This window comes from Pengzhenrongella sp., from assembly GCF_036565025.1.
Taxonomy (GTDB): domain Bacteria; phylum Actinomycetota; class Actinomycetes; order Actinomycetales; family Cellulomonadaceae; genus Pengzhenrongella.
In genome coordinates, this window is the sequence record NZ_DATCNW010000262.1 from 1 (window position 1) to 26485 (window position 26485).

A 26485-nucleotide genomic window follows, 5' to 3' on the forward strand; every position below is an offset into this window, starting at 1 on the left:
GAGAGCCAAGCGGCACCTCGAACTGGGTCAACGAATCTTCACGTGCTCGACCTGTGGCTTCACCGCGGGCCGGGACGTGAACGCTGCCAGGGTGATCCTGGCTGTGGCAGAACGGGGCCACACCAGTGTTGACGACGTAAGACACCTGATACCACCCTCCGGGTCGGTTGCGGTTGCGGTCTGAGCTGGCAATCCCCCGGATCCATCCGTGGGGAACCGTTAAGCCTGACGCTCCTCAGCGTTGAGGTCCCCGCAAGGGGATCGGGCCGTCGACGGCCACACCACACGATGATCTCTTCATGCTACGAAAGCAAGTTGACACAGCCGTTGATGTGATCTAGAAATGCCCATGGCCACCGCAGGCCCGCTCCCCACGAGGGACCTCAGAGCCGAGGAGAAGTCGCCCAATGAGCGAATCCACCAAGAACAGCCGACCGCTCGTGGTCGTGATGGGCGTAGCCGGATCCGGTAAGACGACGGTCGGCCAGGCCCTCGCCGACCACCTCGGCATCGAGTACGCCGACGCGGACGCGTTCCACAGCCCCGCGAGCGTCGCCAAGATGGCCTCGGGCCACCCCCTGGACGACGACGACCGCGCGCCCTGGCTCGCCGCGATCGGCGCCTGGCTCGCCCAGCACCAGGACTCGGGCGCCGTCGTCGGCTGCTCGGCCCTGCGCCGGCGCTACCGCGATGTACTGCGCGCCGCAGCCCCCGAGGTGCAGTTCTTGCACCTGGACGGCGACCCCGCCGTGCTCACCCAGCGGGTCGCCGAGCGGCCCGGGCACTTCATGCCCGCGTCGCTGATCACCTCCCAGCTCGAGACCCTCGAGCGTCTCGAGCCGGACGAGCACGGGCACGTGCTCGACCTCACCGCCCCCGTCGACGCCATCGTCGCCGGTTTCACCGCCACCCTCATCCGCACGGGAGTTCGCTCATGAGTCCGACAATCCATGCCGCCGCCGCGGCGGCGGCGCTGACCGACGCCGGCAGCACCCAACTGATCCTGGCCGCACTGACGGGCATCGCGATCATCGTGCTGCTGATCACCCAGCTCAAGCTGCACCCCTTCCTGTCCCTGACGATCGGTTCCCTCACCGTCGGGGCACTCGCGGGGGTGCCGTTCGCGGATGCGCTCACCAGCTTCGGCACGGGAGTGGGCGCCACGGTCGCGGGCGTCGGCGTGCTGATCGCGCTCGGCGCGATGTTCGGCCGGCTGCTCGCCGACTCCGGCGGCGCCGACCAGATCGTCGACACGATCGTCAACCGGGCCAGCGTGCGCGCCCTGCCCTGGGCGATGGCCCTGGTCGGTGCCCTCATCGGCCTGCCGATGTTCTTCGAGATCGGCCTCGTCCTGCTGATGCCGGTGATCCTGCTGGTAGCGCGCCGCGCGAACCTGCCGCTGATGCGCGTCGGCATCCCGGCCCTCGCCGGCCTGTCGGTCATGCACGGCCTGGTTCCCCCGCACCCGGGCCCGCTCGTCGCGGTCGCCGCGCTGAACGCCAACCTCGGCGTCACCATGGCCTTCGGCGTGCTCATCGCGATCCCCGTCGTCGCCCTCTCGGGTCCGACGTTCGCCCGGTTCGCCGCCCGCTGGGTGCCGGTCTCGGCCCCGGCGCTGTTCGTCCCGAGCGGCGCACCGGTCGCGACCAGGTCCGGCGGGGCTGCCAGCGGCACCGAGGTCGCCACCGACGCTCCCACGAGCGGCGCGACCCGTCGGCCGAGCTTCGGCACGACGCTGTTCACCGTCCTGCTGCCGGTCGTGCTCATGCTGGGCAAGGCGCTCGTGGACATCTTCCTCGCCGAGGGCGCCACCCTGCGGACCGCGCTCGACTTCCTCGGCACCCCGCTCATCGCGCTGCTGCTGGCCGTGCTCGTCGCGATGGTCACGTTCGGGCGCGGCTCAGGGATGAACCGCAAGCAGCTCTCGACGTCGCTGGAGAAGTCCCTGCCGCCCATCGCTGGCATCCTGCTGATCGTGGCCGCCGGTGGCGGCTTCAAGCAGACCCTGGTCGACACCGGGATCGGTGGCGTGCTGGCGCACGCGATCGCGCACAGCAGCCTCTCGCCGCTGCTCCTTGCCTGGGTGGTGGCCGTGCTGATCCGCCTCGCCACCGGCTCGGCCACCGTTGCGACCGTCACGGCGTCCGGGATCCTCGCGCCGCTCGCCCTGACGATGTCGACCGGGCAGACCTCGCTGCTGGTGCTCGCCATCGGCGCCGGCTCGCTGTTCTTCAGCCACGTGAACGACGCCGGCTTCTGGCTCGTCAAGGAGTACTTCGGCCTGAGCGTGGGGGAGACCATCCGGAGCTGGTCGGTGATGGAGACGCTGATCTCGGTCTCCGGGCTGGTGTTCGTGCTGCTGCTCGGGCTCGTCGTGTGACCGGTTGACCCGACGAGGGCCCGCCACCTGCAGCGATGCAGGCGGCGGGCCCTCGTCGTCGTCGGTCCGCGGCGCCTGTCAGCTCGCGGGGAAGGCCGCTTCCATCGCCTCGGTCGCCTCGTCCACGATCGCGCGCATCGCACGCTCCGCACCGCTCGCGTCGCCCGAGGCGATCGCCTGGGCCACGTCGCCGTGCAGGCGGATCGCCGCGGGCTCGGGGTGCTCCGGCATCAGGTCGTGGTGCGTCCGGCCCGCGAGCACCTCGCTGACCACCGACGCCAGGGCCGCGAACATGTCGTTGCCGGAGGCGGCGAGCAGCGCGCAGTGGAACGCCGTGTCGTGCTCGAGGTAGGCCTCCAGGTCGCCCTGCCGTCCCGTGACCGACATCCCGATGACGGCCGCCGTCAGCGTGCCGATGTGCTCGGGCAGCGCGTGGGTGGCCGCGAGCGCCGCGGCAACGGGTTCGACGCCGTGCCGCAGCTCGCTCAGCGACCGGAGCTGTCGGGCCCGGTCGGGTCCCGCCAGCCGCCAGCGGATCAGCCGCGGGTCGAACACGTTCCACTCGCCGCGTGGCCGCACGGTGACCCCCACGCTGCGCCGGGTCGAGACGAGATGCAGCGACTCGAGCACCTTGATGACGTCCCGCGCGACGGTTCGCGAGACGCCGTTGCTCTGCGCGATCTCGTCGATCCTCAGCACGGTGCCCTCGGCGTGCTCGCCGGACACGAGCGCGGGCCCGAGCCGGGACAGCACCTGCTCGTGCAACCCACCCGGGGTTTCTGTCTTTTCGCTGGTCACGATTTCTATGATGCCCCAACGCCCCATAGATCACATCAAGGGCTCGGGGCGGGTCCGTGCGGAGCGTCCGGCACAATGAAGGGGTCGACCGGCTGCGCCCACGCGTCGCAGCGACCGCGGCGTCCGCCCGGGTGCGGACGTCGCCGGCGTCTGCCGAACGGCGTCACAGCGATCGACCATCACCTGAGGAGTCTGAGTGCGGCACGGCACCACGAGCGTTGTCCAGGACCTCGACGTCGGCCAGGAGGCGGCCCGCCGCCGGTCGTTCGCAGTGATCAGCCACCCCGACGCGGGGAAGTCCACGCTGACCGAGGCACTTGCCCTGCACGCCCACGCCATCACCGAGGCGGGGCACATCAACGGCAAGAGCGGGCGCCGGCACACGGTCTCGGACTGGATGGAGATGGAGCAGGCCCGCGGCATCTCGATCACGTCCGCGTCACTCCAGTTCTCCTACCGCGACACCGTCATCAACCTGCTCGACACCCCGGGGCACGCCGACTTCTCCGAGGACACCTACCGGGTGCTCTCCGCGGTGGACGCGGCCGTGATGCTGATCGACGCGGCCAAGGGGCTCGAGGCCCAGACGATGAAGCTGTTCGCCGTGTGCAAGCACCGCGGCATCCCGCTCATCACGATCATCAACAAGTGGGACCGGCCCGGCCTGGACGCGCTCGCACTGATGGACGAGATCACCGAGAAGACCGGGCTGGAGCCCACGCCGCTCACCTGGCCGGTGGGGGTCGCGGGGGACTTCCGCGGGGTGGTCGACCGGAGCAGCGGGAACTACGTCCGGTTCACGCCGACCAGCGGTGGCGCCCATGTCGCACCCGAGGACGTCCTGCCGCCCGCGGCGGCCGCCGCGCAGGAGGGCGCCGCCTGGGACACCGCCGTGGAGGAGAGCGAACTGCTGGGCGCGTCCGGTCAGGACTACGATCCCGAGTCTTTCCTGGCCGGGATCTCCACCCCGGTGCTGTTCGCCTCGGCGGTGCGCAACTTCGGGGTGCACGCGCTGCTGGACGTGCTGGTCGACGTCGCCCCGTCTCCCGGTCCGCGGCCCGCCGTCGGCGGTGAGCCCCGCGCGGTGGACGATCCGTTCAGCGCGTTCGTGTTCAAGATGCAGGCCGGCATGGACACCTCCCACCGCGACCGGCTCGCGTTCATCCGGGTGTGCTCCGGGATGTTCGAGCGCGGGATGGTCGTCACCCACGGGCGCACCGGGCGCCCGTTCGCGACCAAGTACGCCCAGCAGGCCTTCGGCCGCGAGCGGACCGTGATCGACACCGCCTACCCGGGGGACGTCGTCGGGCTGGTGAACGGCGCGGACCTGCGGGTCGGCGACACGCTCTACCTGGACAAGAAGGTGGAGTACCCGCCGCTGCCGACGTTCGCCCCGGAGCACTTCGCCGTCGTGCGCGCGAAGGACGCCGGCAAGTACAAGCAGTTCCGCCGCGGGGTCGCCCAGCTGGAGGCCGAGGGGGTCGTGCAGGTGCTGCGCTCGGACCTGCGCGGGGACCAGGCGCCGGTGCTCGCCGCCGTCGGGCCCATGCAGTTCGAGGTCGCCGAGCACCGGATGGCGACGGAGTTCAACTCCCCGGTGTACCTGGACCGGCTGGGCTACACGATCGCGCTGCGCACCACCCGGGAGTGGGCCAAGGTGATCGGCGCCGAGCGCGGGGTCGAGGTGCTGGCCCGCGAGGACGGCGAGCTGCTCGCCTTGTTCCCGGACCCCTGGCGGGTCTCGTCGGTGCGCACCCATCACCCGAACGCGGTGCTCGAGAAGCCCACCGCCGCCTGACCTCCGCCTCCACGCTGCGATGACGTTCACCACCAGGCCGACCCTCCAGGGCACCTTCGGTATGGCGTCGTCGACGCACTGGATCGCGTCCCAGTGCGCGATGCGGGCGCTCGAGCGCGGGGGCAACGCGTTCGACGCCGCGGTCACCGCCGGGTTCGTGCTGCACGTGGTGGAGCCGCACCTGAACGGACCCGGCGGTGAGGTGCCGGCGATCATCGCGACCGCCGGCGATCCGGCGCCGCGGGTCCTGGCCGGCCAGGGGCCCGCGCCGGTCGGCGCGACGATCGAGCACTTCACGTCGTTGGGGTTCGACCTCATCCCGGGTTCCGGCCCGCTGGCGGCGGCGGTCCCGGGCGCCGTCGACGCCTGGCTGCTGATGCTGCGGGACCACGGCACGCAGTCGCTCGAGGAGGTCCTCGAGCCCGCGATCGGCTACGCCGGCGGGGGACATCCGCTCGGAGCGCGCGTGTGCGCGACCGTGGCGAGCGTGCAGAGGCTGTTCGGGGACCACTGGCCGTCGTCCGCCGAGCTGTGGCTGCGCGACGGCAAGGCGCCGGTGCCCGGATCGATGTTCGCCAATCCTATGTATGCGACGACTCTTATGAGACTCGTCGACCATGGTCGGGCGGCGGGTGCGGACCGGGTCGCGCAGATCGACGCGGCGCGACGGGCCTGGAGCCAGGGTTTCGTCGCGGACGCCGTCGACCGGTTCTCGCGGCTCGCGTTCCGGGACTCCTCGGGCCGGTCCCACCCGGGCCTGGTCACGGGCGACGACCTGGCGGCGTTCTCGGCGACCTGGGAGGAGCCGGTGACCCTGGACTGGCACGGGTTCTCCGTCGCCAAGACGGCGCCCTGGGGGCAGGGGCCGGTCCTCCTGCAGACGATGACGGTGCTCGACGCGCTGGGCGACCCGCAGGCGCTGAATCCCTCGACCGCCCACGGCATCCACGCGATCGCCGAGGCGCTCAAGCTGGCGTTCGCGGACCGGGAGGCCTGGTACGGCGACGGCTCGGACGTGCCGCTGAGGACGCTGCTGTCGACCGAGTACGCCGTCGGCCGGGCCCGGCTGGTGGGGGACCGGGCCTCCCACGAGGTGCGACCGGGCAGCCCGGACGGTCGCGTCCCGCGCCTGGCGGAACACCTGCGGGACCGGGCGCTGCCCGCTCGTCCGCCCCGGGATACGACGACCGGGGAGCCGACTGTGGAGCCGGACGGGGTGACTCGCGGCGACACGTGCCACGTCGACGTGGTGGACCGGTGCGGAAACATGGTCTCGGCGACGCCGAGCGGCGGCTGGCTGCAGAGCTCGCCGACCGTCCCCGAGCTCGGGTTCCCGCTCGGTTCGCGGCTGCAGATGTGCTGGCTCGAGGAGGGTCTGGCGTCGTCCCTCGCGCCCGGGCGTCGCCCGCGCACGACGCTCACCCCCACCCTGGTGCACCGCGACGGCGAGCCGGTACTCGCGTGCGGCTCGCCGGGCGGTGACCAGCAGGACCAGTGGCAGCTGCTCTTCCTGCTGCGGCACCTGATCGGCGGGGTGTCCCTGCAGGAGGCGATCGACGCCCCGACCTGGCACACGGCGAGCCTGCCGGGCTCGTTCTACCCGCGGGAGGTCGAGCCGGGCGTCCTGGTCGTCGAGGACCGGCTCGACGAGGCGGTCGTGGCGGCACTGTCGGCCCGTGGCCACGACGTGCGGCTGTCCGGTGCGTGGAGCCTGGGCCGGATGTGCGCGGTGACCAGGGATCCCGCGACCGGGGTCCTCGCCGCCGGCGCGAACCCGCGCGGCATGCAGGGCTACGCCTGCGGACGCTGACGTCGTCCCGCGGGTCACCCGGCGGACGAGTTCCTTCGAGGAGCGCCGCCTTGACGAGCGCAATTGCACGCTGCCATGCTTGATCGCTGCTTGCGATGAGATCTCTGCCCGCGACGAGGCCACTCGCGGCGACGTCGTTCGGCGAAGGAGCGCACCATGGGTGCTGGCGATGTCGACCGGGTCGTGCCGGGACGACGTCGGCTCGCATGGGCAGGTGTGGCGCTCGCCCTCGCTGGACTAGGCCTGCTCGGCGGACTAGGCCTGCTCGGCGCGCCGACGGCCGACGCGGCGACGGGGCCGGGGACGACGACGATCGCGATCGCCCCGGGCTCGTCGACATCGGTCGCCGCGGGCACGTCGGGACATACGATCACGCTCCGCTACACCGCGCCGAGCACGCGCGCGGTATCGGGCACCGTCGCGGTGCTGGTGCCCACCTCGGGTGCGCCGGGAACGGGGTTCCGCCCGATTCCCGCGGGTGCCAACGTGACGGTCCAGCGGCTCACCTGCAGTTCCGCCGCGCTCTCCCCGTCGCCGTTCACGACCGTCACCAACTCGAGCTATCCCGGTGACTCGCCCGGCACGCGGATCAACGTCACGGTGAGCTGCCCGGCCGGCCGGTCCTTCTCCGTGACCTACGCCGGTGTGACCGTACCGCGCACCGCGCGCTCCTACACGTTCTACGCGACGGCCGGCGGCTCATCCCTCGCGGTCCAACCGGTGCTGAAGGTGGTGGCCGGCCCCGCCGCCTCGCTCGCGGTGACGGCCCCCGCGGGGGTGACGGCGGGGATGCGCTTCGGATTCAGCGTGCGGGCGCGCGACGCGTGGAACAACACCGCCACGGGGTACCGCGGCACGGTGGCGTTCTCCAGCTCGGACACCGGGGCGTCGGTAGCCTTCGAGCCCGCCACCTACACCTTTGTGGCCACCGCCGGGGGCACGGTCACCTTCAGCCCGCCGTCGGGCGCGATCTTGGTGACCGCCGGATCCCGTACGGTCGTGGCCAGGGACGCCGCCAGCCCCGGCATCACGGGCTCGGGTACCGTCACGGTGAGCGCCGGAGCCCTGGAGCACCTGGTGCTCGCGCCGCCGTGGGCCACCGTCGCCGTCGGCGCCGCGCGGGCCTACACCGCCCAAGGTGTCGATGCGTTCGGCAACTCTCTCGGCGACGTCACGACCGTGACCACCTTCGACGTCGACGGTGACCGCGCCCAGTGCACGACGGCGGTCTGCTCGCCCACCTCCGAGGGGGACCACACGGTGACCGGCACCGACGGAGCCGCCACCGGCACCGCCGCGCTCCTGGTCACCGCGAGCGTGCCGCCGTCCCCGGAGCCGCCCGTCCCCACCAACTTGGCGCTGACCCCGCCGATGGGATGGAACAGCTGGAACCAGTTCAACTGCACGATCAGCGAGCTGTTGATCAGGCAGACGGTCGACGCGATCGTCGCCCGTGGGCTGAAGGACGCCGGCTACGAGTACGTCGTCATCGACGACTGCTGGCAGGCGCCCTCCCGCGACGCTGACGGGCGCCTTCGGGCCGACGAGAACCGCTTCCCGAGCGGGATCAAAGGTCTCGCGGCGTACGTGCACAGCCAGGGTCTGAAGCTCGGGATCTACGCCAACCCGGGTGCGCGCAGCTGCGCCCAGATCTACGGGGGCTACCCCGGGTCGACCGGCAGCTGGGGCCATGAGCGCACTGACGCGGAGACCTTCGTCTCGTGGGACGTCGACTACCTCAAGTACGACTGGTGCCGCGCGAGCGACCAGGGTCTCGTGCGGGTGACGGCGTTCAACCTCATGCGGGACGAGCTGGTACGGGCGACTGCGAACACGAACCGCAAGATCGTCTACAGCATCAATCCGGAAGACAAGGTCCCGACCGACTGGAGCGCGACGTCGAACCTGTGGCGGACCTCGGGCGACATCGAGAATGTGTGGGACAAGGCCGGCCACGGAGTCGTCAACCACGTAGACAGCCAGTTGGGCTACACCGCGTACGCCGGACCGGGGCACTGGAACGATCCCGACATGCTCGAGGTCGGGGTGGCGCCGGGCACGTTCGGTCCGGGGCTCTCGGACGAGGAGTCCAGGTCGCACCTCGCGCTGTGGGCGATCATGGCCGCGCCGCTCATCATGGGTGCCGACGCCCGCACCACGGACCAGCGGTACGTCGACCTGCTGAGCAACCGGGACCTCATCGCGATCGATCAGGACCCCCTGGGCAAGCAGGGCGTGAAGATCGCGGACGACGGCTCCTCGGAGGTGTTCGCGAAGGGGTTGGCCGACGGCGACGTGGCTCTGGCGCTGCTGAACCGCCTCAGCGTTCCGGCGGTGATCTCGACGACCGCGTCGCAGGTCGGGCTGCCCGCGTCCGATACCGGCTACGAGGTCACGGATCTGTGGACCAAGGCGTCAACCCAGGTCGGGAGCACCATCTCGGCGGACGTCCCGGCGCACGGCACCGCGACCCTCCGGGTCTCTCCGGCCGGCCCCGCCACGTACGATCCGGCGCCATGACCACTTCGCAGACGCTCGAACTGACCGGGGCACAGCTCGACCGCGTGGCGGGGGCGCTCCTCGCGACCTCGTGCGGCGACGCGCTCGGCGCGGGCTACGAGTTCGGACCCCCGCTGGCCGAGCGCACCGAGGTCGCCATGGTGGGCGGCGGCGGCTTCGGCTGGGCGCCGGGGGAGTGGACCGACGACACGTCCATGGCGGTGGCGATCGCCGAGGTCGCCGCGACGGGGTCGGACCTGCGCTCCGGTGCGTCCCTGGACGCGATCGCCGTCCGCTGGGCCGGTTGGGCACGGAAGGCCGCGGACGTCGGGATCCAGACGCGGTCGGTGCTGTCCGCCGCGGGCAACGCCACGGCGGGTTCGGCGCTGACCGGCGAGGCGCTGATCGCCGCGGCGGCCGCGCACCACGCCCGCAACGGCAGGTCCGGCGGCAACGGGTCGCTGATGCGGACGGCGCCGGTCGCGCTGGCCTATCTCGACGACCCCGCCGGGCTCGTCGAGGCCGCGCACGCGCTCTCCGCGCTCACCCACTTCGACCCGGAGGCGGGCGAGGCCTGCGCACTGTGGTGCCTGGCGATCCGGCACGCCGTGCTGCATGGCACGTTCGATGGGCTGCGGCTCGCGCTGGAGACCCTGCCGGCCGACCGCCGCGCCGTCTGGGCGTCGCGGCTCGACGAGGCCGAGGCCAATCCGCCGGCCCACTTCGACAAGAACGGCTGGGTCGTCCAGGCGCTGCAGGGTGCCTGGTCGGCGATCGCGCGGACCGCCGTCCCGGCGCAGGACCCGGCCCAGCACCTGCCGCGCGCCCTGGAGTCCGCGGTGCGCGGGGGCCGGGACACCGACACCGTCGCCGCCATCGCCGGTGGCCTGCTCGGTGCCCGCTGGGGAGCCTCCGCGGTACCCGCGCCCTGGCGGGCGATCGTGCACGGCTGGCCCGGGCTGCGCGGGGACGACCTGGTCCGGCTCAGCCTGCTCACCGCCCGCGGCGGACGCACCGAGGAGGAAGACCTGCCGGCCGCACCGCTCGGCTAGTCGTCAAGAAGCGTCACCGGGGGCCCGCGGATCGAAGATCTCGAAGCGGTTGCGGCCGCGGTCCTTGGCCCGGTACATCGCGGAGTCCGCGCTGTGCAGCAGCCAGGACGCCGCCGACTGCGGGTCATCCGTGACCACCGCACCCACGCTCGCCGACAGGGGGAGCGTCCTGGCACCGTCGTCGAACGGCTCACCCACGGCCCGCACGACCCGGTCGGCGATCACGAGGACGTCGTCGTCGGTCACGACCTGCTCGCACAGCACGATGAACTCGTCCCCGCCCAGCCGGGCGACGGTGTCCTCCCGGCGTGCGACCTGCTGCAACCGGCGCGCGACGGCGACGAGCACGCGGTCACCGGTCTCGTGACCGTAGGTGTCGTTGACGGCCTTGAAGTGGTCGAGGTCCACGAAGAACAGGACGAGGCGGCTGGGGTGTCGCTCCATCCGCCCGAGGGCTTCGTTCAGCCGGTCCGTCAGCAGGTACCGGTTCGCCAGGCCGGTCAGAGAGTCGTGCGTGGCCTGGTGGGCGAGGAACTGCGCGGCACGCTTGATCTCGGTGATGTCCCGCATCGACGTCAGCACTCCGACGACCAGCCCGGCGGCGTCGCGGTCGGGCGACAGGGAGACGTGGAACCACGTGTCCTCGTCCGTGCGGAGATCCTGCACGCTGAACTCGACCTCGCTGGGCTCACCGGTCTCGAGCACCCGCCGCAGGGCCGGTTCGTACACCTCCAGTGAGCTCTGCGCCATCCCGGTCTCCCGGTCCGTACGACCGGTCAGCGCGGCGATCGTCGAGCCGCGGGACCGCTCCCCGGCGGGGTTGATGTACTGGTAGCGCAGCTCCCGGTCGTACCTGGCGATCGCGTCCGTCGAGCCGTTCAGGACGGCCCGCAGCTGGTCCTCGACCACCCGCAGAGCGGCGTGGGCGTCCTCGGACGCCGCTGCGACCCGCGCGAGCTCGTGCTTGGCGACCTCCCACCGGGTGACGTCATGGGAGAAGCCGAAGGTTCCGATGATCCTGCCGTCAAAGTCACGCAGTGGGAACTTGCTGGTCTCGACCCAGGTGCCGGGCAGGTCGGCCAGCCGGTCGACCTCCACCTTGTTGATCATCGGCTCACCGGTGGCGATGATGCGCTGCTCATCGGCAAAGAGCTCGTGGGCATGGACGCGGGTTTCGGAGCGGTCGGGCAGGTCGAAGTCGGTGAGCCCGATCATCTCGTCCGGGGTGCGGCCGGTCAGGTCGGCGCAGTCCACGCTGACCCTGAGGAACCTGCTGCGCAGGTCCTTGAAGAAGATGATCGACCCAGGAGTGTCGAGGAGGTTGTCGGCACAGATCGCGTCGAAACCCGGCGGGACGACGAACCTGGGCACCATGTCAGGCTTCACGAGCATGGCCCCTCCCGGTGTCACCTGGACAGTATCGGGAGGGGCCGTCGCCTGGATGCGTTATCGCAGGGGTCAGATCATGCCCACCGCGACCCGCATCACCGGCTCGACGTGCACCCGTTCCAGCAGGCGGTCGAGCACGACGGCCCGGTCGAACTGCATCGCGTGCACCCGGGCCCGCCGTTCCAGGCCGTCTCGCTCGTCGGCGGACATCGTGAACACCCGGTCGAGGGCCGCCGCGATCGCGTCGGGGTCGTCGACCGGCACGAAGATCGCGCAGTCGCCGACGGCCTCGCCGATCCCGCCGGTCTCGGTCGTGATGACCGGCCCGCCGCCGGCCAGCATCTTCTCCACCAGGGCGATGCCGAACGTCTCGACGAACTCGGGCCGCGGTTTGCTCGGCAGGACGTACGCCGCGGAGCCGGCCATCAGGTGTGCCTTCTCCGAGTCGTCGACGTCGTCGAGGAACGTGATCCGGTCCGCGAGCGGCGAGGCTGCCGCGAGGTCGCGCAGCCGGCCGGCGTCGGGCCCGTTCCCGGCGATGACGAGTCGCATCGCCGCCGGGGAGTGGCTCCGCTCGAATCCGGCGATCAGGTCGTCGACCCCCTTCGCGTGCGCGAGTCGGGACAGGAAGAGGACGTAGCCGTCGCGGGTCAGGCTCCGGCGCGTCAGCAGGCTCTCGGTCTCGAGCGGGTCGAGGTGCAGATAGGAGCCGACGTCGATCGCCGGGTAGGACACGGCGACCCGGTCCCGGCACCGCTCGGCGAACGTGGTCCCGTGCCGCGCGTCGAGCTCCGCCGCCTCGGCGAGGATGATCTCTCGCGTGTACTGCGAGACCGCGAGGCATACGTCATGGGCCAGGTAGCTCGACAGCACGTGCGCCGCCGCCCCCCAGCGCTCCTCCTCAAGGCAGGACCGCACGACGTTCGTGACGTCCGACCCGACAGCCTCTGCCACGGTCGTGACGTTGACCGGCAGTCCGGTGCTCTGCGCGACCCGGACGGCGTCGGCCACCGCGATCGCGTGCGGGCTCAGGTACAGCGAGATGCACACCGTCGGGACGCCGTCGGTGAACAGCTCGACCAGCCGGCCGGTCAGGCCCGCCAGGTAGCGCCCGTCGGGCACCTTGTAGTCGCCCACCGGCTCCGGTCGCTCCACGATGATGCCCGCGGAGTAGGGCAGCACGCGGTCCAACGGCTTGAGCGGCAGGCCGGTCTGCTGAAGTCTGTCGATCGGCCAGGTGATGATGCGCACCTCGTCGAAGCCCCGGTCCAGGGCGGCCTCGGCGAGGTTGCGCGCCTCCCCGGAGTGCCCGCAGATCACCGGGTCGGCTCGGACGATGATCACCATGCGGTTGTTCGGCTGCGTGGTCATGGGCTCACTCCTGTGGGTTCAGAGCGGGGAGGGTTCAGAGTTGGAGCGGGTTCAGAGCGGGAGGTCGGAGGTCGAGGCGGATGGTGGGCGGATGCCGGTCCCCCAGGTGCCGGGAACCGGCCCGAGCTCGATCAGCAGGCGCCCGCCGCGGTGCAGCTCGTTCCCGGTCAGCCAGGTGCGCTCGAGCGGTACGCCGTCGAGCTCGACGGACTGCACGTACTGGACGGGATCGCCTGGTGCGGGTTCGACGAAACCGGAGGTCGCGATCGTCATCGTCCCGCCGCTCACGCGGGTCCGTGACTCGCGCCACGCCGGCGCGTTGATCAGGAACAGGTTCTGGCCGGCGACCGGGAACAGGCCGAGGGTCGCCCAGACGTACCAGGAGCTCAGGCCCCCCGAGTCGTCGTTCCCGGGCAGCCCGCCGCGGCCCGTCCCGAACTGGTTGTGCACGATCGCATGCACGACGTCGGCGGTGCGGTCCGGTCGGCCGGCGTACTGGTAGGCCCAGGGCGCCTCCATGTCCGGTTCGTTGTTCAGTCCCTCGAACCGGTTGAGGGCGTAGCCACGCGCCATCTCCGCGACGCCCGGACGCACGCCGGGCTGGGTGACGGCAGGCGCTCCGAACCCGAAGAACTGGTCGAGCAGCCAGACGAAGGCTTCCTCGCCGCCTGCGAGGGCGATCCGGGCGGCCATGTCGTGGACGAGGCGGAACGAGTAGTTCCACTTGCCGCCCTCGTAGAAGGTCGAGTCCTTGAGCAGCCCGGTCGCGGGGTCGAAGGCGTTCGCCCATTGCGCGGCCAGCGGGGCGAACTCCGCGACGAGGGCGGGGTCGCCGACATGGTCGGCGATCTTCGAGGTGCACCAGTACCCGAACGCGAGGTCGAGCGTGTGGCTGATCGGGTGGACCTCGCCGCGCTGCAGGAAATCCTCGCCGTACATGCGGCGCAGGTCGGTGTGCATGTGCACCAGCGCCCAGTCCCAGTCGAGCCCAAGACCGAGCTGGCACAGGTCGGCCAGGAACGTGTGGGCCAGCGCGCTCGCCTGCCGGGAGAACTGGTCCGCACCACGGGCCATCCGGTAGCCGATCGGCAGGTTCCCCTCCTCCTCGGAGATGTACAGCAAGGCCTGCGCGAGCTCGACCGCCCGCTCGGGCAGCAGCGCGGTGAGCAGCGGCAGCTGGGTCCGGTAGATGTCCCACATGGTCGCGATGTCGAACGCGAACGCACCGCTCGCCGGCCAGAACGGGCTCTCGCCGGGGGCCATGCACGGCTTGATGAGCGAGTGGTAGAGGGCCGTCGAGAAGACCGTCTGACGGTCCTTCGAGGAGGTGTCGACGCTGATCGCGTCGAGGTGCTCGCGCCAGGTGTCCGACGTGGCCAGCCGCCTGGACTCGAAGCTCGACGGGCCGGGCCCGCAGTCCCGGTAGAGGTTCGCCTCGGCCTGGTCCACCCCGCGCAGCGAGAAGCCGAAGCGCAGCTCGACCACCTGGCCGGGTTCGGTGGGGCCGGCCCACATCAGACCGAACGGGCGCAGCGTCGTCGGGCGGATGTAGTCGAAGTCGAGCCTCGTGCCACCGGGCATCAGCCGGCGGTCGTACCAGAGCATCTGCCGCCACTGCGTCGCGTCGCACTCGACGTGCACGGCGAGCGGTGCGCCTTCGACGACGATCTCGCCCTGCGCCACCCCGGGGGCGATGGCGTGCAGGTGGGCGCGCAGCGGGACGGTCCGCCCGTGCGGGATCGTCAGACCGCCGAGGGAGAAGTCGATCACGAGCCGGGCGTCGTGGTGGCGGGGGAACGTGTAGCGGTGCACCGCGCTCTTCGGACCGACCGTCACCTCGCACCGGATCCCCGACGCGGTCGTGGCCGCGTACCAGCCGGGCTCGGCGCTCTCCTCCTCGATCTCCCACAGCCCGCCGAGCTCATCGAGGGGCGCGAGCATCGGGGTGACCCGGAAGTAGTTGTAGTACTTGCGGATCGCGCCGGTGCCGGACTGCTGGAAGTGCGTGAAGCCCGACGCCAGCTGGCGGTCGTGGACCTGCGGGGGGACGCCCTCGGTGACGAGGTCGTACCGCCCGTAGCCCGTCGGGTACGCGCCCGAGTAGGCGCACGCCGAGACCATGCCCAGGGGATGGGTGGCGCCCGGGTGGGTGTTGCCGACCTGGGGCTTGGGCCACCACCAGGTAGCCGCGATCCCGACCGGTTCGGCGAGCGCGGTGACGTCTGTACCGATGAACGGGTCGACCCTGTCGATCATTGCCCGCCCTTCGCCATGGTTCGCGGCCCGCGGGTGCGCGCAGCTCGACATCCCTGTCAAATCATGACGGTACGAGCCGTTTGTGTCTGCTGGGTTACGGGCAGATCACGGCCGCGTCAACCTGCCGCGACCGTCTGGCGCCACCCGTGGAGCGCGTCCACAATGGGGGTAGCGGTGAGGCGATGGAGGGGGATGACCTCGAATGACGAACGATGTCGCTCAAGGCTCGACGTCGGGCAGCGGCGAGCCGTCCAGCAGCTACACAGGCGGGAGCGCGGGGGACGACCCGTTGGCGGTCCAGCTCAGCGAGCTGGCCCGATCCCTGGTGCAGGAGGACGACCTCGACGCCACGCTGCGGGCAATCGTGTTCGCCGCGGTCGGGACGGTGCCGGGCGCTGCGCACGCCAGCATCTCGTCCGTGGAGAAACGGAAGCGGGTCACGACGCGCGCCTCCACGGGTGATCTGCCGCTCGCGGTCGACCGTGCGCAGTACGAGACGGGGGAGGGGCCGTGCCTCGACAGCCTCTTCGAGCACCGCACGGTGCGATTGTCAGACCTGAGGACCGAGGAACGCTGGCCGGAGTTCACCAGGCGCGCCCTCGATCTCGGCGTTGGCAGCATGCTGGCCGTCCAGCTCTACGTGGATGAGCACAAGCTCGGGGCGCTGAACCTGTTCAACGAGCAGAGCGACGCGTTCACCGACGAGTCCGAGCACGTCGCACTGCTCTTCGCATCGCACGCGTCCGTCGCGATGGTCGGCGCCGGAGAGCAAGCGCAGCTGCATGCAGCCCTGGGCACGCGAGGTGTCATCGGCCAGGCATTGGGGATCTTGATGGAGCGCCACAAGGTCACCGGGGACCGGGCGTTCGGCCTGTTGACGAGGGTCAGCCAGAACAACAACAGCAAGCTGAGTGAGATCGCGCTTCAACTGGTGAGCACCGGCGAGCTGCCGGGCCAGCACACAACGAGCGGCGGCAAGCGATGACGGAGCGGTCCGCGGTGCATGCGCCCTTTCTTTTCGAGGATCCTGCGCCTACGATCAGGGTCCGGTTTGGGAGAAAAGCCGCTCGCGAAGATATTTCGCACCTGGCGCTCTCAACTTCCGGAGGTTCTGTCGTGACGGCTAGCTATCAAGAGGCCGACGGCGGACCACAACCGGCGTCCAGGCCCGACCTCAACGTCGAGACGGCATTCAGTGCGCCGTCGCAGAGTGTCGGCATCACTGTCATGGGTGAGCTCGACATCGCGGCCGTTTCGTCCCTCGCCGACACCCTGAGCGCCCTGGCAAACGACCACGCTCGCATCCGCGCGGACGTGCGCGAGCTCGCCTTCTGTGACGCGAGCGGCCTGGACCTGCTGATCAGCACCGATCTCCGGCTCCGGGCTCGCGGCGGGGGCCTCACCCTGGTGGGCCCGTGCCCGCCGTTGCAGTTCCTGCTGGACACGTTCGGGCCCGCGGTGGCGATCGAACTCGTCACGTCGGGCGACACCGCGTGATCCAGCGGCCCGCGTGATCTAGCGGCGGAGCTGCGGCAGTGCGCGTGAGGTCGGGCGCCTGCAGCACGTAGTGCTCACCCGAGCGGTACAGATCCATCGGCATCGTCGCCGCAGCGCGGGCGGATCCGAAGACCTGCCCTATCAACCGATCCATCTTCTGGAACGGGTCGAATCGCATAGCCATGTCCGTCACCTCCTCAACGAACGAGCTCCGGCCTCTGCGGAGCTGCAAACCCGATGAGGACTGCGTCCTGGGCAAGGTCGCCGACACGGTGGGCGAGGTCGGCCGGGAGGTTCGGGTTGGTGGCTCACAGCGCCGCGCCCCAGCCGGCCGCTCGGCTGGGTCGCCATCGTGGCCGGAGCGTTCACCCTTCTCGGGCAGATCCCGGCCACGGCGCCCTTGTTCCTGGTGGCGAACGTCGCGTACGTCGCCTGGTACGTCGGGATCGGCCGCCGTTTCTGGCGGGCTGCCCGAGTGCGCTGAGGTCTGGCGAGGACGCCCCAAACTACCTGGCCGAGGCGATGAAGGTGCCTCGTGGGGAACCCCTACGGGGCACTGACCGGCTCTTGATTTCTGTATAGATTTCTGTACAGTTCACCCATGACTACGTTCGCACCGTCCGGGCGCACTATCTCGGTCACGGCCGCGTCCGCCCGTGGCGTGGCCGGCCTCATCAAGGACGCCGAGGCTGGCGCCGACATCATCGTCTCCCGCCGGGGCAAGCCGGTCGCGGCTGTCGTCAGCACGCGACAGCTCGACCAGTTGCGGACCCTCGAAGGGGACCTGCGCGACGCCGCTCTGGTCATCATCAGAGCCGCAACCGACACCGGGGCGCGAGGCTCGCTCGACGAGGCAATCGCCGCATTTGGCTTCAGCCGGGCCGAGCTCGAATCCGAGCTGGACGCTGACCTCGCCGCGGGTCGCGAGTGACGGTTGGTGGTGTCGGTCCGCACCCCGAGTCGCAACGTGCGGTCGTACGGTTGACCGAGGACGCCCTGTCCGACCTACACCGGCTGATTCGCAAGGATCCGCAGATCGCACGCTGGTGCTTGAAGAAGATGCTCCTGCTCGAGCGGAATCCGCACGCCGGGGAGGCGCTCCTCGGGGGCCTGATCGGCTTTCGCAAGCTGACGGTCGGCAATCGGGACTGGCGCGTGATCTGGCGCGTCGCCCACGACCAGGTCGGTGCCGCCATCGTCGAGGTCGCCGAGGTCTCGGCCGCCGGCGCCCGGCCCGACGCCGCGGTCTACGAGGAGATGGTCGACCGCGTCGCCCGCCTCGGCACCGACCACCGAGCGATCGCGCTGACCCAGGTCCTGGAGTCGCTCGGGCGCGTGGCCGCGGGCATCGCGGCCGAGCCCGAACCGAAGCTTGACCCCGTGCCGGATTGGCTGGTCTCGCGGCTGGTGGGCAAGGCCGGGCACACTCAGGACGACGTCCGCAGGCTGACGCCCGAGCAGGCCATGCAGGCGTGGGAGGAATGGATCAGCAGGTCCGGCTAGTCGATCGAGGCCCGAGCCTGCACGCAGATCAGTTTGTGGTGGAAGAACGCCTTTGACCACACGTCGCCTCTTGCTGCCGACTTGTTCACCCGCTGGCATCGACTTCCGGACGCACTTCGGCGTGCGTATTCAAGCGCGCACGCGGCGTGCGAAACCTAGACTGCGGCTCATGGCGGAGACCGGGACGGGCGTCGAGGAGGAGTTCACGGTCGATCGCTCGCGCCTTCGCACCATGATCGAGTCATTGGGCGAAGGGCTCCTCGTGGTTGGCTCGAACGGGCGGCTGCATACCTCCAACCCGGCGGCCGAGCGTCTTCTCGGGCTCACCCACGCGGAGCTCCTCGCTCGCACCCCGGCGAGCCCCTTTTCAGGTGCGGTCGACGCCTCGCTGCGGCCGGTCGGTCAGGAGGCACTGCCGGTGGCGGTGGCGTTGCGGACCGGCGTGCCCGTGCTCGGCGACACGTTGGGCTTCCGGTTGCCGACGGGGGACCTGAGGTGGCTCGAGGTCAGCGCCTACCCCGTGCTGGGCCAACAGCCGGTCAAGCCCGATTCGGTCGTCGTCCTGCTGAAGGACGTGACCGCCGCTCGTGCCGAGATCGAGCGTGGCCGGTTCCAGGGCGCCCTGCTCGACTCGGCGGGCCAGGCCATCATCGCGACCGACACCGCCGGGACGATCATCTTCTGGAACAAGGCCGCGGAGCGGATCTACGGGTGGCCTGCGCAGGAGGCCCTCGGCCGGAACGTCGTCGAGCTCATTCCCTCAGCGCTGTACCAGGCGGAGGGAGTGAAGATCTTCGCCGAGCTGGCCGCCGGGCGAAGCTGGACGGGGGAGTTCGAGGTCCGGCATCGCGACGGCACGTCCTTCCCTGCGATGGTGACCAACACCCCGATGTTCGATGACGACGGCACGCTGACGGCCATCATCGGGATCTCGAGCGACATCACGGAGCGCAAGCGGACCGAGCAGGTCGTGCGCCGCTTGTCCGCGATCGTCGAGTCGAGCAGCGACGCGATCGTCGGCACGGATCTCGAAGGCACGATCCTGAGCTGGAACGGCAGCGCGGAGCGGCTCTACGGCTACACGGCGGCCGAGGCGACCGGCCAGGACATCCGGATGTTGGCTCCCGATCGGGGCGCTGCCGACGACGACGTCAGTGCGGTCCTGCGCCGGATTGCCCGCAGTGAGTCGGTCCAGGGTTTCGAGACGGTTCGTCGCCGCAACGACGGAAACCTCGTGGAGACCTCACTCACCCTCTCGCCCGTGTACGCGGATGACGGGACGTTGATCGGGTGCTCCGGCATCGCCCGGGACGACACCGCCCGCAAGCAGGCCGAGCGCGCGCTCAGCCACCAGGCCCTGCACGACACCCTGACGGGCCTGCCCAACCGAGCCCTCCTCCGCGACCGGCTCGAGCACGCCCTCGCCCACGCGCGCGGCCACGGCGAGCGGGTCGCGGTGATGTTCCTGGACCTCGACGGCTTCAAGGTCGTCAACGACGGGCTCGGCCACCAGGCCGGCGACGACCTCCTGGTCAAGGTCTCCCACCGTCTCGGTGCGAACGTCCGTCCCGAAGACACCGTGGCCCGGTTCGGTGGGGACGAGTTCGTCGTCGTCTGCGAGGTAGAGAGCATCGAGGCCGCGATCCTGGCCGGCAACCGCTTGCTGGCGGCGATTGAGGCGCCGTTCGTCCTCGCGGGCCAGGACGACGGGGAGCAGGTGTCCGTCTCCGCGAGCATCGGGCTGGTGGTGGCGGACGGCGAGGCCGCGCCCGAAGATCTCCTGCAGGATGCCGACACCGCGATGTACCGCGCGAAGGCGCGGGGCCGAGCCCGCCTCGAGCTGTTCGACCGCACGTGGCGCGACACCGCAACGGCACGCTTGGCCAACTTCACCGCCCTGGGCCGCGCCGTCGAGCGGGACGAACTGCGGGTCGTCTACCAGCCCGTCATCTCGGTCGCCGACACCGCGCCGGTCGCCGTCGAAGCCCTGGTGCGCTGGCAGCACCCCGAACGCGGGCTGGTCCAACCCAACGACTTCATCGCGCTCGCCGAGGAGACCGGGCTGATCGTGTCCATCGGCCGGTGGGTGCTGCGCGCAGCGCTCCGCGAGCGCGCCCGATGGCAGGCGGCGTTGCCGAACCAGGCACCGCTGCGGCTCGCGGTCAATCTCTCGGCCCGTCAGCTCTCCGACCCGGACCTGCGCGACGACGTCGTCGCGGCTCTCGCCGAGTTCGGTGCCACCCCGGACTCGCTGATCCTGGAGATCACCGAGTCGGTCCTGATGCTCGATGTCGGGTCGTACATGACGCTGCACGCCCTGCGCAACCTCGGCGTCTCCTTGCACGTCGACGACTTCGGAACCGGCTACTCGAGTCTCGCGCACCTCAAGGACCTACCCGTCGACGCGCTCAAGATCGACAAGTCCTTCGTCGACGGGCTGGGAACCGGCGACGCGGATCGTTCGCTCGTCGCCGCGGTGATCGCGATGGCCGGCGCGCTCTGCCTCGAGGTCATCGCCGAGGGTGTCGAGACCGAGCTCCAGCTGAGCGTCCTGCGTGAGCTGCAGTGCGGGCACGCCCAGGGCTTCCTGTTCGCCCGCCCGATGGCGTACGACGACCTCGTCGGGTGGCTCGGGGCGCCGGACCGACCGGGCGCGACCATTCCCGCGCCGCGCTCGCCGCGAGAACCGAGCGGCGCGACGCCGACCGGGCTGATCCGCTGATCAGCTGGACGTGGACAGTGCCGTGGCCGTACGGAGCCCCTCGGCGACGGCCTCGAGATAGGCGCGAGCCACGCCCGACGACGCCAGACCGGTCGCCTCGATACGGGCCGTGTCGCTCTCCTCCTGCGCGAGGACCGCCGCGAGAGCCTGCCCGTACGGTCCGGACAGGGTGAGCAGCGCGTCGCTGACGTCTTGCGACACCCTGGTCCGCGCGATCAGGTCTGCCGGCGCGACCCGCAGCTGCGAGGCCACCGCGGAGAGCAGGCCGACCGTGTAAGCGGTGTCGTCGTCGGCGATGGACCGGCAGGCGATGGCGCGGGTCAGCACGCACCACAGGCCCGCGATCGGACGGTTGCGCCCACTGACCAGGGACGCCATCACGAGCGAGAGGAGCCGCTGCGGGCCGAGCATGACGACGGCCCGGCCGGCCGTGTCGATCCGGCTCTGCCCGCCGTACGCGCTCGAGTTGACCAGTCGAAGCACCCGCATCGTGAGCTCCGGGTCCGCAGAGACGGCCTTCGTGACGCGGCCCGTGTCGACGTCGGTGGCGGTGAGCAGCGCGACGAGCTCGAGGCACCGCACCTCCCCGACGCTGAAGTCCCGCGCGATCGGCGGGGCGTCCCGCTGGAACAGCGGACCCTGGAGCAGCTCGACCCCGAGGGACGCGCAGAACAGTGCGGACTCCTCGCTGTCGACGCGCTCGGCGATCACGGCGACCCGCCGCCCGTGCGCACAGCCGACGGCGTACGCGGCGAAGTAGGTGCCTCGCACCAGATCGACCTTGACGAAGTCGACGAGGTCGATCAGCTCCTCCTGGCTGCCGCCTGGCACGTAGCCCGCCAACGCCAGCCCGACTCCGCGCGCGCGGAGCGCACGCAGGTGCTCGGCAGCGTCGGGGAGGTCGGCGAAATGACCGGGGATCTCCAGGACCAGCCCACCCAGGCTGTCCGGAAGCGGCTGGTCGCCGACGAGCATGGCGGTGGTCGGGTGGATGAACGCGACGCTGGCGCCGACGAGCGCGGCGAGATCGACCTCGCCGTACGCCGCGTGCACGACGTCGTCGAAGGCATCGCCCCGGTGGGCGTGCGCGGCACGCAGTGCGACGCTCACCGCGTAGCCGAACACGGATCGGTCCGGGCGCATCACGGGTTGGTGGTGTGCGGTGATCTCGATCCCGGTCAGCCGCGGCGATCTGGGGGGCTCGAATTCGAGGCTGGTCATCAGCGGGTGCCTCTTGGTCCAGGAGGGTGCGTTGTCGTCCCAATCGGCACGAGACGCGCGGGTTTGAGGAATCCTCATCTGAGTCGAAGGTCACAGATGGATCGCCCTTCCCCGGCCTAGCGTGAAAGTTGTCCAAGCAGCTCGCTATCCCGGCAGGTCAGAGGCAAATCGTGAACGCTCATCCCGAGCGGCGCGCCTTCACTGGTGCGTCCGCTCCGTTACGTTCCTTCAACCTGCGGCGACCCGCGGTCGGCGCGGTGAGCTTGACAGGCGTCGTTGTGCTTGCGCTCTCCGGGTGCGCGTCGTCGTCGTCGGCGACGAGCGAGGCGACCACCAAGGGTGGGGAGGCGAGCCTGGTCCTGCCGGACCTCAGCGCGGTGACCATCATGGGCGGCGCGTCCGGCCGGGGCCTGCTCCTGCTCGGCCTGCTGGTGTGCGCGCTGGGCATCGGCTTCGGCGCCCTGAGCTTCGCCCAGCTGCGCAAGCTGCCGGTGCACTCCTCGATGCGGGAGATCTCCGAGCTCATCTACTCCACGTGCAAGACGTACCTCGTGCAGCAGGGTCGCTTCCTGCTCATGCTCTGGGTGTTCATCGCGGCGATCATCGTCGTGTACTACGGCTTCCTGGTCGACTTCACGTGGGGTCGGGTGGCCATCGTCATCGCCTTCAGCCTGGTCGGGATGGGTGGCTCGTACGCGGTGGCGTGGTACGGGATCCGGGTGAACACGTTCGCCAACTCGCGGGTCGCGTTCGCCTCGTTGGGCGGAAAGCCCCTGCAGATGCATCGCATCCCGATGAAGTCGGGCATGTCGATCGGCATGGTGCTGATCAGCGTCGAGCTGCTGATGATGCTGATCATCCTGCTGTTCCTGCCGCGTGACCTGGCCGGGGCGTGCTTCATCGGGTTCGCGATCGGGGAGTCCCTCGGGGCCTCGGTGCTGCGCATCGCCGGCGGGATCTTCACCAAGATCGCCGACATCGGCGCCGACCTGATGAAGATCGCGTTCAAGATCAAGGAGGACGATCCGCGCAACCCCGGCGTGATCGCCGACTGCACCGGCGACAACGCCGGCGACTCGGTCGGACCGAGCGCCGACGGTTTCGAGACCTACGGCGTCACCGGCGTCGCGCTCATCACCTTCGTGCTGCTGGCCGTGCACGACCCCGCGATCCAGGCGAGCCTGCTGGTCTGGATCTTCGCGGTCCGCGTGTGCATGGTCATCGCAGCCGCCGTCTCCTACCTCGCCAACGACGCCTGGGTCCGCGTCCACTACGCCCGCGCCGACCGGATGAACTTCGAGGCTCCGCTGAGCTCGCTCGTGTGGGTCACCTCCTCGTTCTGCATCGCGTCGACCTACGCGGTGAGCTACGTGGTGCTCGCCGACACGCTCAGCGGCGGCCTGTGGTGGAAGCTCGCGACGATCATCTCGTTCGGCACCCTGGCCGGGGCCGTGATCCCCGAGCTCGTCAAGGTGTTCACCTCGACGCACAGCAAGCACGTACGCGAGGTCGTCAAGAGCTCGCGCCAGGGTGGCGCCTCGCTGAACATCCTGTCCGGCCTGGTCGCGGGCAACTTCTCCGCCTACTGGCTCGGCATGGCGATCGTCGGCCTGATGGGCGGCGCGTTCACGATGAGCTCCCGCGGCCTCGATGCGCTGATGATCGCTCCCGCGGTGTTCGCCTTCGGTCTGGTCGCGTTCGGGTTCCTGTGCATGGGCCCGGTCACGATCGCGGTCGACTCCTACGGTCCGGTCACGGACAACGCCCAGAGCGTCTACGAGCTCTCGCTCATCGAGGACATCGTCGGGATCGACGACGAGCTCAAGCGCGAGCACGGCATCGACGTCCAGTGGGACAAGGCCAAGCAGATGCTCGAGGAGAACGACGGCGCCGGGAACACCTTCAAGGCGACGGCCAAGCCCGTGCTCATCGGCACCGCCGTCGTCGGCGCCACGACGATGATCTTCTCGATCATCATCAGCCTCACCGACGGCCTGACCACGGGGATGGAGAACCTCTCCCTGCTGCACGCACCGCTGCTGCTCGGCCTCATCACCGGCGGCGCGGTGATCCACTGGTTCGCCGGCGCGTCGATCCAGGCGGTCACCACCGGCGCCTACCGCGCGGTGGAGTTCATCAAGAACACCATCAAGCTCGAGGACGGCGCGACGAAGGCCAGCGAGAAGGACTCCCGCAAGGTCGTCGAGATCTGCACGCAGTACGCGCAGCACGGCATGCTCAACATGTTCCTCGGGGTCTTCTTCGCCACCCTCGCGTTCGCGTTCGTCGAGCCGTACTTCTTCATCGGCTACCTGATCTCGATCGCCCTGTTCGGGTTGTACCAGGCGATCTTCATGTCCAACGCGGGCGGCGCCTGGGACAACGCGAAGAAGATCGTCGAGGTCGACCTGCACGCGCAGGGCACCGCGCTGCACGATGCGACGATCGTGGGGGACACCGTCGGGGACCCGTACAAGGACACCTCGTCGGTCGCCCTCAACCCGGTCATCAAGTTCACGACTCTGTTCGGGCTGCTCGCCGTCGAGCTGGCGGTCAGCCTCACCGACCAGGGTCACCGGACGCTGGTCACCGTTCTCGCCGCCGTCTTCTTCGTCGTCTCCGCGTACTTCGTGCGCCGGTCGTTCTACGGCATGCGGATCACCACCTCGCTCGAGGACGACAGCATGGAGGTCGCCGAGCACGGACGGCCGGGCGCCGACGGCCAGGCCGCCACATTTGATGCCGAGCCGGCGTCGGAGCTGTCATCTTCCGGAGTAGGGGAAAACTGATGAAGATCGCAATTCGGTACTCGATGGCGACCGTGGACTCCGACGGCCACGTCGCCGGGCACGATGCCGGTGCCACGCTCGTGCGCCGACTGCTTCGGGTGTTCCCGGGCGCGTCGCTCATCGGGCCGGGCCCGCGGCACTGCGCCGGGTTCGACATGATCCCGCTGGAGTTCGTCGACGGCACGGACACCGTGGTCATCTCGATGGATGTCATCGACTCGTTGAGCATCTGGCGCACGCTCGAGCTCAACTGCGACGAGCCCAAGATCATGAACTTCGTGTGGTGGAGCACGTCGCAGTACTCCCACAAGGTGCAGCGGGCCGGGCTCGCGCTGTCCTGCGCGCTGTTCCCGACCTTCGCGAACTCCGAGCGCACCGCCCTCGAGGTCCGGGAGATCGTGCAGAAGCTGACGATCCAGCCGTTCGCGGAGAAGGCCCGGGTCGGCTGGGTCAACCTCGGCATCCGGCTCGAGCACGTGCGGCCGCACAACGACCACACCGTTCCGGTCGTGCTCTACCCGGCGATCTACATGTCCGAGCGCAAGCAGCCCCAGGTGTTCCTCGACGTCGTCGAGCGGCTGGTCAAGCGAACGCCGATCAAGGTCGAGGCCCGGCTGCACGAGTCGTCCCTCATCTCCGAACAGGCGATGCGGCTCTCGAGGCGCAACTGGGCGTGGGTGGGCCCGCTGACCGCGACCCGCGAGGACTACTGGGAGGCGCTTGCGCGGACGACGGCGTTCCTCGCGACCGCGGCCGAGGAGTCCTACGGGCTGGAGTACATCGAGGCCCTGGTGGCCGGCGCGGTCGGGGTGTTCCCGGACCGTTCCTGGGCGCGCGCGATCCTCCCGGTCGACTACCCGTACCTCTACCGGAGCACGGCCGAGGCCGAGGCGATGCTCTACCGGGCGGTCACCGAGACGGCCAAGTGCCGGCACGAGATCGATCTCGCGGCGGGCGGCGACTTCGCCCAGTGGCTGCGGGCCCGGCACGACGACGACAACTTCGAGAAGGCGATCGCGGACCGCGTCGAGGAGTGGTTCGGAAACTGACGGGCCGGTAGATGCCGGCGGCGTGCGAGGCAGCCCGCCGCCGGCAGGCTCAGCGTTCGGGCCTCGAGTTCGCCATTCTCAGGCGAGTTCGCCGTTTTGAACCGACGAATTCGCAACGAGAGGGCGAACTCACCGACTGTGGTGCCTCGGGCGGCCCGAGCTCGCCGATTTCGACGCGAACTCGCTGGTTCGACGTGCGGGTCGTTGTTGAGATGGGAGTTGTTGTCCTCTCACGGCCGAAATACGATAATAACTGCCGGTTCGCGGGCTCAGTGCATCGCTCTGTGCATCAAAAGTGCAGTGAATGAGGCGTCTTGGTGCACTTTCGCTGCACTGAGGGCTGCACTGAGG

At 70.2% G+C, this 26485-nt stretch carries 20 protein-coding genes; 15 read left to right on the forward strand and 5 right to left on the reverse strand.

What is annotated here, in order from left to right; all coding sequences use genetic code 11:
• Nucleotides 1-34 precede the first annotated feature (34 nt).
• From VIM26_RS27120 to VIM26_RS15320, 3 genes are all read left to right on the forward strand, one after another.
• Nucleotides 35-184, forward strand: a complete 150-nt coding sequence (locus VIM26_RS27120) for a hypothetical protein (RefSeq protein ID WP_422662203.1) — start codon at nucleotides 35-37, stop codon at nucleotides 182-184.
• A gap of 223 nt (nucleotides 185-407) precedes the next feature.
• Nucleotides 408-938: a gluconokinase gene (locus VIM26_RS15315; protein ID WP_331952691.1), complete on the forward strand. Its 531-nt coding sequence runs from the start codon at nucleotides 408-410 to the stop codon at nucleotides 936-938.
• On the forward strand, nucleotides 935-2380 hold the full coding sequence (locus VIM26_RS15320) for a gluconate:H+ symporter (protein WP_331952693.1): 1446 nt from the start codon (nucleotides 935-937) through the stop codon (nucleotides 2378-2380). The genes VIM26_RS15315 and VIM26_RS15320 overlap by 4 nt, the downstream gene beginning before the upstream one ends.
• Before the next feature lie 78 nt (nucleotides 2381-2458).
• Here VIM26_RS15320 and VIM26_RS15325 read toward each other — a convergent pair whose 3' ends face one another.
• Entirely contained in the window at nucleotides 2459-3178 is a 720-nt protein-coding gene (locus VIM26_RS15325) for a FadR/GntR family transcriptional regulator (protein WP_331952695.1), read from the reverse strand.
• 196 nt (nucleotides 3179-3374) lie between these two features.
• Here VIM26_RS15325 and VIM26_RS15330 point away from each other — a divergent pair, with 196 nt between their 5' ends.
• The 4 genes from VIM26_RS15330 to VIM26_RS15345 all read left to right on the forward strand — a co-directional run bounded on the left by VIM26_RS15330 (nucleotide 3375) and on the right by VIM26_RS15345 (nucleotide 10337).
• On the forward strand, nucleotides 3375-4976 hold the full coding sequence (locus VIM26_RS15330; protein WP_331952697.1) for a peptide chain release factor 3: 1602 nt from the start codon (nucleotides 3375-3377) through the stop codon (nucleotides 4974-4976).
• Nucleotides 4977-4995: 19 nt separating this feature from the next.
• Nucleotides 4996-6786, forward strand: a complete 1791-nt coding sequence (locus VIM26_RS15335; RefSeq protein WP_331952699.1) for a gamma-glutamyltransferase family protein — start codon at nucleotides 4996-4998, stop codon at nucleotides 6784-6786.
• Nucleotides 6787-6942: 156 nt separating this feature from the next.
• Nucleotides 6943-9306 (forward strand): glycoside hydrolase family 27 protein, encoded by a 2364-nt coding sequence (locus VIM26_RS15340; RefSeq protein WP_331952701.1) that lies wholly within the window; start codon nucleotides 6943-6945, stop codon nucleotides 9304-9306.
• Nucleotides 9303-10337: an ADP-ribosylglycohydrolase family protein gene (locus tag VIM26_RS15345; RefSeq protein WP_331952703.1), complete on the forward strand. Its 1035-nt coding sequence runs from the start codon at nucleotides 9303-9305 to the stop codon at nucleotides 10335-10337. Before VIM26_RS15340 ends, VIM26_RS15345 begins: the two co-directional genes overlap by 4 nt.
• Nucleotides 10338-10340: 3 nt before the next feature.
• On the opposite strand, the gene VIM26_RS15350 is transcribed toward VIM26_RS15345, so the two are convergent.
• From VIM26_RS15350 to VIM26_RS15360, 3 genes are all read right to left on the reverse strand, one after another.
• Nucleotides 10341-11729, reverse strand: a complete 1389-nt coding sequence (locus VIM26_RS15350; protein WP_331952705.1) for a diguanylate cyclase domain-containing protein — start codon at nucleotides 11727-11729, stop codon at nucleotides 10341-10343.
• 66 nt (nucleotides 11730-11795) lie between these two features.
• Nucleotides 11796-13097 (reverse strand): glycosyltransferase, encoded by a 1302-nt coding sequence (locus VIM26_RS15355; RefSeq protein ID WP_331952707.1) that lies wholly within the window; start codon nucleotides 13095-13097, stop codon nucleotides 11796-11798.
• Nucleotides 13098-13148: 51 nt separating this feature from the next.
• Nucleotides 13149-15353 (reverse strand): glycoside hydrolase domain-containing protein, encoded by a 2205-nt coding sequence (locus tag VIM26_RS15360; RefSeq protein WP_331952709.1) that lies wholly within the window; start codon nucleotides 15351-15353, stop codon nucleotides 13149-13151.
• Between the two features lie 325 nt (nucleotides 15354-15678).
• On the opposite strand from VIM26_RS15360, the gene VIM26_RS15365 reads away from it, so the two are divergent.
• The 6 genes from VIM26_RS15365 to VIM26_RS15390 all read left to right on the forward strand — a co-directional run bounded on the left by VIM26_RS15365 (nucleotide 15679) and on the right by VIM26_RS15390 (nucleotide 21075).
• Entirely contained in the window at nucleotides 15679-16338 is a 660-nt protein-coding gene (locus VIM26_RS15365) for a GAF and ANTAR domain-containing protein (protein WP_331952711.1), read from the forward strand.
• A gap of 131 nt (nucleotides 16339-16469) precedes the next feature.
• Entirely contained in the window at nucleotides 16470-16850 is a 381-nt protein-coding gene (locus VIM26_RS15370) for an STAS domain-containing protein (protein ID WP_331952713.1), read from the forward strand.
• A 352-nt stretch (nucleotides 16851-17202) separates the two neighbouring features.
• Nucleotides 17203-17334 carry a hypothetical protein gene (locus VIM26_RS15375; RefSeq protein ID WP_331952715.1) on the forward strand — a complete coding sequence of 44 codons (132 nt, stop codon included), beginning with the start codon at nucleotides 17203-17205 and terminating at the stop codon, nucleotides 17332-17334.
• A 117-nt stretch (nucleotides 17335-17451) separates the two neighbouring features.
• A complete protein-coding gene (locus VIM26_RS15380; protein ID WP_331952717.1) occupies nucleotides 17452-17781 on the forward strand; it encodes a type II toxin-antitoxin system prevent-host-death family antitoxin in 330 nt (109 codons plus the stop codon).
• Between the two features lie 50 nt (nucleotides 17782-17831).
• The gene (locus VIM26_RS15385; protein WP_331952719.1) at nucleotides 17832-18353 is read left to right on the forward strand and encodes a hypothetical protein; all 522 of its coding nucleotides are present in this window, start codon (nucleotides 17832-17834) and stop codon (nucleotides 18351-18353) included.
• Between the two features lie 169 nt (nucleotides 18354-18522).
• The gene (locus tag VIM26_RS15390; RefSeq protein WP_331952721.1) at nucleotides 18523-21075 is read left to right on the forward strand and encodes a sensor domain-containing protein; all 2553 of its coding nucleotides are present in this window, start codon (nucleotides 18523-18525) and stop codon (nucleotides 21073-21075) included.
• On the opposite strand, the gene VIM26_RS15395 is transcribed toward VIM26_RS15390, so the two are convergent.
• Nucleotides 21076-22296 carry an EAL and HDOD domain-containing protein gene (locus VIM26_RS15395; protein ID WP_331952723.1) on the reverse strand — a complete coding sequence of 407 codons (1221 nt, stop codon included), beginning with the start codon at nucleotides 22294-22296 and terminating at the stop codon, nucleotides 21076-21078.
• A 257-nt stretch (nucleotides 22297-22553) separates the two neighbouring features.
• On the opposite strand from VIM26_RS15395, the gene VIM26_RS15400 reads away from it, so the two are divergent.
• Both VIM26_RS15400 and VIM26_RS15405 read left to right on the forward strand, forming a co-directional pair.
• On the forward strand, nucleotides 22554-25085 hold the full coding sequence (locus VIM26_RS15400; protein WP_331952725.1) for a sodium-translocating pyrophosphatase: 2532 nt from the start codon (nucleotides 22554-22556) through the stop codon (nucleotides 25083-25085).
• Nucleotides 25085-26134 (forward strand): glycosyltransferase family 1 protein, encoded by a 1050-nt coding sequence (locus VIM26_RS15405; RefSeq protein ID WP_331952726.1) that lies wholly within the window; start codon nucleotides 25085-25087, stop codon nucleotides 26132-26134. Before VIM26_RS15400 ends, VIM26_RS15405 begins: the two co-directional genes overlap by 1 nt.
• Nucleotides 26135-26485 lie beyond the last annotated feature (351 nt).

Bases quoted from the DNA above. Each gene is read 5' to 3' on its own strand.
- VIM26_RS15320 (WP_331952693.1), top strand. From the start codon at position 935: ATGAGTCCGACAATCCATGCCGCCGCCGCGGCGGCGGCGCTGACCGAC.
- VIM26_RS15350 (WP_331952705.1), bottom strand. From the start codon at position 11,729: ATGCTCGTGAAGCCTGACATGGTGCCCAGGTTCGTCGTCCCGCCGGGT.
- VIM26_RS15360 (WP_331952709.1), bottom strand. From the start codon at position 15,353: ATGATCGACAGGGTCGACCCGTTCATCGGTACAGACGTCACCGCGCTC.
- VIM26_RS15405 (WP_331952726.1), top strand. From the start codon at position 25,085: ATGAAGATCGCAATTCGGTACTCGATGGCGACCGTGGACTCCGACGGC.
- VIM26_RS15345 (WP_331952703.1), top strand. From the start codon at position 9,303: ATGACCACTTCGCAGACGCTCGAACTGACCGGGGCACAGCTCGACCGC.
- VIM26_RS15335 (WP_331952699.1), top strand. From the start codon at position 4,996: ATGACGTTCACCACCAGGCCGACCCTCCAGGGCACCTTCGGTATGGCG.
- VIM26_RS15315 (WP_331952691.1), top strand. From the start codon at position 408: ATGAGCGAATCCACCAAGAACAGCCGACCGCTCGTGGTCGTGATGGGC.
- VIM26_RS15380 (WP_331952717.1), top strand. From the start codon at position 17,452: ATGACTACGTTCGCACCGTCCGGGCGCACTATCTCGGTCACGGCCGCG.
- VIM26_RS15340 (WP_331952701.1), top strand. From the start codon at position 6,943: ATGGGTGCTGGCGATGTCGACCGGGTCGTGCCGGGACGACGTCGGCTC.
- VIM26_RS15390 (WP_331952721.1), top strand. From the start codon at position 18,523: ATGGCGGAGACCGGGACGGGCGTCGAGGAGGAGTTCACGGTCGATCGC.
- VIM26_RS15355 (WP_331952707.1), bottom strand. From the start codon at position 13,097: ATGACCACGCAGCCGAACAACCGCATGGTGATCATCGTCCGAGCCGAC.
- VIM26_RS15395 (WP_331952723.1), bottom strand. From the start codon at position 22,296: ATGACCAGCCTCGAATTCGAGCCCCCCAGATCGCCGCGGCTGACCGGG.